This is a genomic window from Sphingobacterium bovisgrunnientis (assembly GCF_009829085.1).
GTDB lineage: Bacteria > Bacteroidota > Bacteroidia > Sphingobacteriales > Sphingobacteriaceae > Sphingobacterium > Sphingobacterium bovisgrunnientis.
Window position 1 is genome coordinate 1 of record NZ_WUQY01000138.1, and the last position, 458, is coordinate 458.

Here is a 458-nt window from a genome sequence, read left to right on the forward strand (position 1 = left end):
TGATATGGTGTGGCAATTCGGCGTCAAACGACATACTTAGCCAATAATGCTTCAAAATGATGATTGAAGAAATGTTTGCCCCTATCATTTATGATAGCTCGAGGAGTGTCATATCGTGTGAAAATATACTTCTTCAAGAATCCAATCACCACCTTAGCATCATTGGTTGGTAATGCTACTGCTTCTACCCATTTGGACACATAATCCACTGCAACCAAAATGTACTTATTGGAGAAAGAAGGTGGGAATGGTCCCATGAAGTCAATCCCCCACACATCAAACAATTCAACCTCCAGAATGCTATTAAGAGGCATCTCATTCTTCCTTGAGATATTTCCGGTTCTTTGACACCTATCACACCTTTTTACAAATACGAATGCATCTTGAAACAATGAAGGCCAATAGAACCCTGATTGCAAGACCTTAGCTGCTGTTTTCGATGCTCCAAAATGCCCCGC

General features: G+C 40.8%; 1 protein-coding gene. It reads right to left on the reverse strand.

The genetic code is table 11. The features are described 5' to 3' along the window. Nucleotides 1-23: 23 nt before the first annotated feature. On the reverse strand, nucleotides 24-458 hold a 435-nt coding region (locus GOQ16_RS18520; RefSeq protein WP_160070440.1), incomplete at its 5' end, for an integrase.